The organism is Flavobacterium sp. Arc3 (assembly GCF_041431375.1).
GTDB lineage: Bacteria > Bacteroidota > Bacteroidia > Flavobacteriales > Flavobacteriaceae > Flavobacterium.
Genome location: NZ_JASMRI010000047.1, coordinates 1 through 8,749, shown reverse-complemented (window position 1 = coordinate 8,749; position 8,749 = coordinate 1). Strand labels below are relative to the sequence as shown.

Annotated in this window: 8 protein-coding genes; all 8 read right to left on the bottom strand. The window is 35.9% G+C overall.

Annotated elements, in window-relative coordinates; genetic code table 11:
- Positions 1–183: 183 nt before the first annotated feature.
- The 8 genes from QO200_RS19135 to QO200_RS19100 all read right to left on the bottom strand — a co-directional run bounded on the left by QO200_RS19135 (position 184) and on the right by QO200_RS19100 (position 8,472).
- On the bottom strand, positions 184–1,776 hold the full coding sequence (locus QO200_RS19135) for an oleate hydratase (protein ID WP_371543572.1): 1,593 nt from the start codon (positions 1,774–1,776) through the stop codon (positions 184–186).
- 213 nt (positions 1,777–1,989) lie between these two features.
- A complete protein-coding gene (locus QO200_RS19130) occupies positions 1,990–2,490 on the bottom strand; it encodes a hypothetical protein (protein WP_371543569.1) in 501 nt (166 codons plus the stop codon).
- Between the two features lie 12 nt (positions 2,491–2,502).
- Positions 2,503–3,213, bottom strand: coding sequence for a 2,3-diphosphoglycerate-dependent phosphoglycerate mutase (locus QO200_RS19125; RefSeq protein WP_371543567.1), 711 nt, complete (start codon positions 3,211–3,213; stop codon positions 2,503–2,505).
- A 24-nt stretch (positions 3,214–3,237) separates the two neighbouring features.
- Positions 3,238–4,056: a hypothetical protein gene (locus tag QO200_RS19120; protein WP_371543565.1), complete on the bottom strand. Its 819-nt coding sequence runs from the start codon at positions 4,054–4,056 to the stop codon at positions 3,238–3,240.
- A gap of 146 nt (positions 4,057–4,202) precedes the next feature.
- Positions 4,203–5,510 carry an MFS transporter gene (locus tag QO200_RS19115; RefSeq protein ID WP_371543563.1) on the bottom strand — a complete coding sequence of 436 codons (1,308 nt, stop codon included), beginning with the start codon at positions 5,508–5,510 and terminating at the stop codon, positions 4,203–4,205.
- A gap of 73 nt (positions 5,511–5,583) precedes the next feature.
- Positions 5,584–7,284, bottom strand: a complete 1,701-nt coding sequence (locus QO200_RS19110; protein ID WP_371543561.1) for an alpha-keto acid decarboxylase family protein — start codon at positions 7,282–7,284, stop codon at positions 5,584–5,586.
- A gap of 308 nt (positions 7,285–7,592) precedes the next feature.
- The gene (locus QO200_RS19105) at positions 7,593–7,979 is read right to left on the bottom strand and encodes a hypothetical protein (RefSeq protein ID WP_371543558.1); all 387 of its coding nucleotides are present in this window, start codon (positions 7,977–7,979) and stop codon (positions 7,593–7,595) included.
- Positions 7,980–8,121: 142 nt separating this feature from the next.
- Positions 8,122–8,472 carry a carboxymuconolactone decarboxylase family protein gene (locus tag QO200_RS19100; protein ID WP_371543555.1) on the bottom strand — a complete coding sequence of 117 codons (351 nt, stop codon included), beginning with the start codon at positions 8,470–8,472 and terminating at the stop codon, positions 8,122–8,124.
- Positions 8,473–8,749 lie beyond the last annotated feature (277 nt).

The window sequence follows — 8,749 nt, the reverse complement described above, 5'->3', positions numbered from 1 at the left end:
AAAATCCTGTTATAAGCGTTTTTTTATTGTCTAAAAAACGACTCTAATCAAAATAAGTGAAGTTTTTCAGTGCCCTCCAAAATAGTGATACAGTTGTTTTAAATCAAAGTTTATGTTATAAAATTAATTTGAATCAGTGGCCTGTCTTAATTTTTAAAATCAGGTTTGCAACCTACTTTAAGTTTATCTACTTATGGCTTTAGCAGCTTTAATAAGTGCTTCTGGGCTATGAATTGACTCATATACGGGTAACACTTTTTTATCTGTTTTAAACAATCCAAAGACTGCAGTTTGCGCTGTTCTAACCGAATATTCTACTGTAAACACCACATCTTTAGGAACCTCTGCAAATTGTCCTAAAAAGGCAAAATTCGTAGCACCTTTTGGTAACACTTTTGGTCGATCTCCCATTTTTCTTGGCATAAACAAACTATCTATAAACGGCATTGCGGTAGGAATACAATTTACTTTTCCAGCAGCTGTAATTGGTTTCATTAGCTTTTGAATCTTTAAATGATACCAAAGCTCTTCTAACATTTCTGCACCGGTACATTCTGCCATAGTTTTATTCACATAGTTCCCTTTTCTATCAGGATATAAACCATAACCCCAAAACACCTTAACATCATCTGGTTGATTTGGAAAATGAGGTTGACGAGCAATTACGATAGACATAAGCCAGTTTGAATCAGTTAAAGTGACTAAACCACCTGTTCCATCAACGTTACCAGAGAAGTTTTCCATATAATTATGGAATGTATTGTCGCTTAATGTAGCCGTAAATGAATACCATTTTTGCAAATCGATAGCGTCACAAAACGGACTTGGATTACCAAAGGAGGCATCTTTTTCTGCAATTTTTTTCCACAACTGCCATGCGCCAGATTCAGCCAGTCCTTTGAGTTTTGCAGGTCTATCCCAAGCGCCATTATCTGTACTATCTGTTATGGAACCATTAGTAATGAAAGCATAATCATTCTCACTAAGTACGATTTCGCTTTTATTTTTTAGATGTAATACTGTAGCCGTTTTTTTATCCGAAGACAAATCAAAATCAATATCTACGACTTCAGAATCCATTGTAAAATGAACCCCTTCCTTTTCTAAATAACGTTTTAGTGGAACGACCACTGAATGGTATTGATTGTACTTGGTACGCATAACGCCTCCCAATTTATTCAACCCATCAATCATATGAATAAAACGTCTCATATAACGTCTCATTTCTGCTAGACTACTCCATTTTTGAAAAGCAAACATAGAAGACCAGATGTACCAAAAATTAGACACAAAAAACTCTTGGTCAAACCAATCTTCAATTCTTTTCTTTCCAAGTGATTTTTCAGATGAAAATAGTAATTTCAATAACTCTGCTTGTTCTATTAATGAAAGTCCATAAGACGAAACATCTAATTTATTTCCGTCTTTTAATAGTCGAGCCTGTCCATTAGAAACAAACCTTTTACTAAATTCAAACGACTCGTCTTTTACAGAAACATTTGGATCTTCATAAGAAGGAATGTTAGAAAGCAAATCCCAGTAGCAGGTATAATGAGCCTCATGCATTCGTCCCCCTCTTACAACAAACCCTTCTTCTTTGTTTCCTGCACCATCAAGTGCGCCCCCAGATATATTATCTTTTTCAAGAATATGTATGTTAGAACCGGTGACTTTAGCATCTTTTATAAGGTAAAATGCACTTGCTAGTGAAGCTATTCCACTACCGATTAAATATACTTTTGAATTTCCAGGAGTTTTGTTTTTTTTATTTTTCATGAGTTTGTGTTACGATAAATCATTGTGATTATTAATATTATATTATGAAGACTTTTTAGTTTAAAGGATAAAAAAATCTAAAAATACCTGCGGCAATATATGTTTTCAGTTTTAAATTGAACAGAAAGACAAAACGGAAATCCAACAATTTTTCACTGCAAATTGAGCCAAACTTATAATTGTAGTTGTACTAAGCTTATCCTGTAGGATTAATTAATCTACGTTATTTTTAAAAAGATCTTTTAAAGCTGTACCTAATTCATCCGTATCATGAGTGAACTCTTTCTCAAACTTTTGTTCATCTTCTTTAGCTGATTCATCAAATTCCTTAACATTTTCTTTAAACTCTTTCGCCCTTTGATCTAATTTCTCTTTTAATTCTTTGTTTTTTTGCTCTAGTTTATCCAGTTTTTTAGTCAATTTTACTTTTTCGGCTTTGTTCGCTGTAGCTATTTTAGCTCTAAGATCTTTAATCTGATTATCTGTGTTTCCAATGGCTATTTTAGAAGTAGCCTCAAACTTTTTCCAATCTGTATTAACGGCTGCTTTAGCAGCATTGCCAGTATACTCTGCTCCTTTTTCTAAATCTTTATTTAATATTGTGACATCCTTTTTAACGGCGGTCGCATCTTCTTTAGTTGTTTTTCCGCAGCTAGTTAAAATAGTTCCTGTCATCAATGTTATAATGGTTAAGGATAGAATATTTGTTTTCATAATTGGTTTGTATCAAATTTTCATTTCGCTATTTTTCTCTAATTTATATTGCTCTTTTAAACTCATATTATTATCAAAATTATAGATGTTTAACAATCCTGTTTGCACCGTAACCTTTGGGATATCTGCAGAAGAAATATTTTCAATATGTCCCATTAATGCTCTTATAGAATTACCATGAGCAGCAACTAGCACCGTCTTTCCTTTCACCAATTCAGGTACAATAACTTCAAAGAAATACTCAACGACGCGAACTTCTGTTTCTTCTAAAGATTCACTTGCTGGTAAACAGTTGCTACTGATTTTTTCATACAAAGGGTCAAATCTGGGATGTCTTTTATCAGTAAGTGACATACTGGGAGGCGAAGTACTAAACCCCCTTCTAACCTCCAAGAAAAGTTCTTCTCCAACTTCTCTTTTTACCTCGTCTTTATTTCTTCCTTGCCAAGCACCGTAATTTCGTTCATTTAATTTCCAGCTTTTAATGAAATCTACGTGCATCATGTTAGCATTTTCTAAAATGATTAATCCTGTCCTGATGGCTCTTTTTAGATAAGAAGAAAAACAGATGTCAATGGATATATTATGATCCTTAATAATTATACCAGCTATATTTGCTTCTTCTATTCCTTCGGGAGCAAGATCTACATCTGTCCACCCCGTAAATATATTGGCTACATTCCACAAGCTTTTTCCGTGTCTTACCAGTATAAGTTTTCCCATTTGAGTTTGATTCTGAAATTCTTATTAATCCATAATTTCTTCATCCAATTCGTTAAGCAAATGGACTAATTTTTCTTCTTGATTTTTTATTCTATTTTTTATTCTATTTATTTTTGCTTTAGTAAATGTGTCAGATATACCATCCTCGTAACCTTTAAGACGGGATTTTAATTTTTTAATTCTGGCTTTCGTTTTGTCTTCAATTTCTTTTACAACTGATTTTCTTTTTGCTTCTAAATCATTAATTTTTGATTTTCTTTTTGCTTTTAAATCGGTAATTGTGGTTTTAATTTTAACTTTCTCTTCTACCGTAGCTTTTCTTAGCTTCTCACGTTCCTCCCCAACTTCATCCTCTAAATCGTCAATCTGTTCGTCGATATAATCATCAAATTCAATTCCGGCTTCACTTCTAATAATTTCTGAAGTAAAAGGCTTAATAGCATCATCAATAAATATGGAACTATCTTCTCCTACCTCGGCAATAATTGCTATTGTTCCTATGTCCATTTTATTACTAACTCTTTCAACAAGCTCGTCTTCAAAATCATAGTGACTAATATCCCATGCAGCTCCTGCAATTGTACCTGTATAAAGGCCTACAAAAAAACCTATAGGTCCGGCTAGAGCTCCTACAAGACCACCAAGGGCCATTCCTGTAAATGTTCTCCATCCTTCACCCTCTTCTTTATAGAATAATACTTCGTATTGATTTTGTGCTTTTTTACGAATCATCATATGTTCATAGAGCGTAATATCTCCATATCCATCTAGTTCTTTGATTTTGTGTAAAGCCGCTATTGCGTTTTCTTCTTCCTTGAACGGAATCACAATTATATTTGCCATGATTTATGCTTTTTTATAGTAGTTCTTTCTTTTTTTAATGAAATGCTTTAACTACAGTTTCTAATTCTACTTTAAGCTTTTAATATTATTTAAAACTGTCAGGTAAAAGATCAACCTTATTTCGGAGTAAATTACTTTGTGTTTTTCTATACTTTAACTTTATCCTTTTTAAGACCGGTCTCATGAATGAAGAAGCTTAGAATAATTGCTACTACTATTGCTCCTACAAGAGGAAGAAGCGCTTCCTGAAACTGAGTTAATGTTAGAGATGTGTCTGGTGTAGGCCCCATTAAAAAAGAAACAAAAGGTGACAGTAATCCAGTTATTCCAAAAACAATAAAATTCATAGCACCTGCTGCTGTACCTTTTACTTCGGGTGGATTTGCTTCTTTAATCATAGAAAAAGGAATCATAGCTGCTCCAGAAGCAATTCCTAGCACTAGTGCTACAACGTATCGCAGCAAGACGGTACTTTCTGTCGGCATATATATTGCTGTGATACCAGCGACCAACATAACAAAACCTCCTACAATTAAAACTGGTTTTCGTTTACCTATTTTGTCCGAAATATAGCCGAGCAAAGGACTTCCTATGACCCAGCCAATCGGGACGATAGAGGCGATTGAGGCTGCTTCCGACATCGGCAAATTCTCACCCGAATGTAGAAATGAAGTAGCCCAAACAAGTGCCCCAATAGTGGTTGGAACAAAAAGAAGCCCTCCGATAATTCCAGCGTACCAACTCTGAGGATTCCCGAAAACAGTCTTGAATGGCAAAATTAAGTTTTTAACAGAGAGTGAGCCATGATGAGTCGCGCTATCACCGGAGTCCTTCGGCATCACGAACCATGTCGCAAGCGCCAGCACGAAACCTATAACGCCAAATGTAATCCACACCGTTTGCCAAGGTACTTGAAAACTTCCACTTGGATCGATCGCCATATGGACAGGTTTAGAACCGAACGCTGCACCAGCCATACCAATGCATTGCGTAAGCCCTATAAAGATTGCGAGCATTCGTGCTGGAAGATATCTCGCAGCTACATAAGATGCTCCTATAAATCCAAATATAGCACCGATAGCCTGAAGAACAAATCCTATCATTCCAGCAATTTCACTACCCTGCGCAAATACTAAACATCCAACACCAACCACTGCAATACCGGCAGGAATAGTACGATGAGCTCCGTAACGATCTAACAAAACTCCAGCTACAAGTGCCATTATCGCGTAGGCTATATAATATGCTGAAATTACAGATCCTATGTCATTTTCACCCCAAGCTGCTGTCAATTCTGACTGCATAACTCCTGGCGCAGATCTTACAGCGTATTGATAAAAATAGAAGAGTGCACAAAGAAACCAAGCTAGAAGGTAAACATTCTTTAGCTTTATTGGGGGTGATGTGGATGTCTGCTTGTTACTATTATTAGAATTAGACTCGTTTACCGTCATAATATTGATTTTTGATTGTTTAATGAATTTTAAATTCTCCTAACTCACTTAATTTGCAAGTAACGTCTCTTCTCTAACCCAATCGTGGAGGACGACCATTTGCCTTAGCGACTAGGTGTCCCCATGAAATAAGTTCTGCTGTACAATCGTCACGATCAATCACGCATTCGATTAGTGTTGGACCTTCTTGATTAGCTAGTGCTTTCTTAATAGCATCAGCAAGCTCTCCTCCTGTCTGTGCTTTAAAGCCAAGCCCTTTTCCGTCCTCAGCATTGAATACTTCCATAAGGCCTGCATAGTCCCAATTTTTTATATTATTATATGGACCATCATGGATTTCGACTTCAATTGTATATCCGCGATTGTTAATTAGAAAAATAATGACAGGCAGTTTCCGACGAATCATTTGAGCTACTTCTTGTGCTGTTAGTTGAAAAGAACCATCTCCAGTTAATGAGATAATGCGTCGCTGATCTGATGTTGAAACAGCATAACCAAAAACTGAGGGTATTGACCATCCGATATGTCCCCATTGCATTTCTACTTCAAAACGGGCACCTTCAGGCAGATGAAGCGCGACACCACCGAACCAAGAATCACCAGTCTCTGCAAAAACAGTTGTTTGCGGTGTAATAAGTTTTTGGACTTGTCTGAACAACTCGGTTCGCATTAGTTTTGTATCGGGTGCCGCTTCTTTTGCTGGCTCTCTCTTATATTTAATACGTTCATATTCAACCATTGTAGCTGGCTTTTTTTCTACCTTACTAGCTAGCGCCGAAAGAAAATCACGTAAGTGAAGATCTGAAAAGTCGTGTCCTAACATACGAACGTTTTTCTGGTCAGCAATCAATACATTTGGACCTTCTGGCATAGCAGTCCAACCAACGGTGGAATAATCATTAAAAAGTGGCGCTAAACATATAATACTGTCTGACCAGTCTACAATTTCTTGTGCACCTGGCGAGCTAACTTCCCCCCAATATACACCTACAAATTGTGGATGCTCCTCGGGGAAAAAGCTTTTTGCTGCAGCCATAACCGCTACAGAACATCCAAGCGCTTCAGCAAGTTGTACAGCTTCTTTTTCTGCACCAGCCGCACGCAACTTACTACCAATCAATACTACAGGTTTTTCTTTAGTAGCCAAAAATGCTGCAGCAGCATCTACTGCTTTATCTAATGTTTCTTTGTCACTTGGAATTTCACTAAGGACAGCACTTGCGGGTCCAGGGGCAGCACATGGAAGTGCAGCGACATTACAGGCTATCTCAATATATGCGGGTTTCTTTTCGCGCAAAGCGGTACGAATAGCGTGATCAATCTGCGATGGTGCATCTACTGCTGATGTTATAGACACTGCAGCACATGTTATATGTTTGGCCATTTCGAGTTGATAGCTAAAATCATGTGTTCCGAGTGTATGGTGTAACAGGTGCTCTGTGCCATAGTCATTACTATTTGGTGCCCCCACGACCAGAATCACAGGAAGGTTTTCTGCATAAGCCCCTCCAATTGCATCGAAAGCGGATAGTGCTCCAACACTAAAAGTAACTATTGCAGCTGCAGCTCCGTTCGCACGAGCATAGCCTTCAGCACTAAAGCCACAATTTAATTCGTTAGAGCAATACACTTGATCCATCTCTTTGTTTGCTAAAAGCTGATCAAGTAGCACAAGATTATAGTCACCTGCGACAGCAAAATGGTGTTTAAGACCTATATCTTGTAGTCGTTTGGCTAAATAAGTTCCTACTGTATATTCTTTTTCTGTTTTCATATTTCTATTATTTTAAATTAGAAGCTTCCTTTTTGCTCTAATAAGTATTTATTTTTCAGAATTGTTTTTAATGAAATGCTTTAACGACTGTTTCAAGTTCTACTTTGAGAGTCTTGCCGAATTTTCAAAATTAGGGAGTTATAAAAAGTAATGCACTGACCTAGGTCAGCCTAATAAAAAAAGGTTGATTACTAATGCAAAAATTAGTAGTCAACCTTTGTCTAAATTCTTCTTGGTATTGAGATAAGATATTCAGTGGCAAATCAAAATAATTTAAAATTTCACTATTGATTTACTGGATTTTATAGTTACATATATTTTTCTAGAAATCTAAAAAACTCTTTTTTAAGCTCAGCGTAAATATGTCTTTCCGTCTCTATTTTATCTCTGAATTCTAGATGCTCTTTAGTCATTCGTATATCCAATGCATTCTCACCAGTTATACTTTGTCCCGCGATACGCTCCTCGTGTTTTTCAATAATTTCCTGTAAATCTTCGATTACACCACCGTGAAGAACAAATTCATTTTGATAGTGCTCTAGTTGCGCAAGTACATCCTTATCTGTCCATCGTGTTACGAGTTCGCTCAATTTGTTATTGAAGAATATTAATTCATCTTTCCAAAAGGCAAGTTCTCCTTTCCATTGTTCGTGTTCAAAATGCATGTTTGAATTGTATAAAACTTCTTTTTTCATGGCGTTGGATTTTAATGTTATTAAATTAAAAATTTTGTATTGTATTATTTTACAAAGATTGAAGTTTGCTAACCAATATAAAATGACATAGATCATTCTAGAAAAAGCGTACTCCAAATAGTATTATTTCGAAGATCACTATTTATGATTCCAAAACTACAAACTGCCCCAAAGCTTCCATTGCCTGACAGCCATAAACCAATGCTGGATCACCTCCCATCATTACGGCAACACCAATAGTCTCCATAATTTCTTCAGAACTAGCTCCCGAGATTAATGCGTCATGTACGTGAAAAGCAATACATCCATCACATCTTACAGTAATAGCAATACCTAAGGCAATTAGCTCTTTAGTTTTTGTTGTCAATGCCCCTTCAGAAATACTTGCTTTGTGAAGATCATTGTACCCTTTAATTGTGGAAGGAATTCTTGATCCCAATTCTCCCATCAATTTTGTCAGATCGTTATAGTTTTTCGAATAGTATTTAATCATGGTCTATAAATTTAGTGAGTTAATCTGAGAAATGTTTCGCTTTTCAAAAGTATTTAAAAACAGTATTTTTCAAAATGACCTAGGTCATTTACAAATATTTATCTGTCTATTTATTAAGATTTAACAATGGACAATTATCTTTTTGTTTAATAATAACGTTTGGGTACGTATTAATTTATTATCTCCTCAGCATCTAAAAATGGATCAAGTCTAAATGTTGTGGGGAAATATTAAATTTCGATATTTGTGTTTATAAAATATGTCTCAATGCAAGATT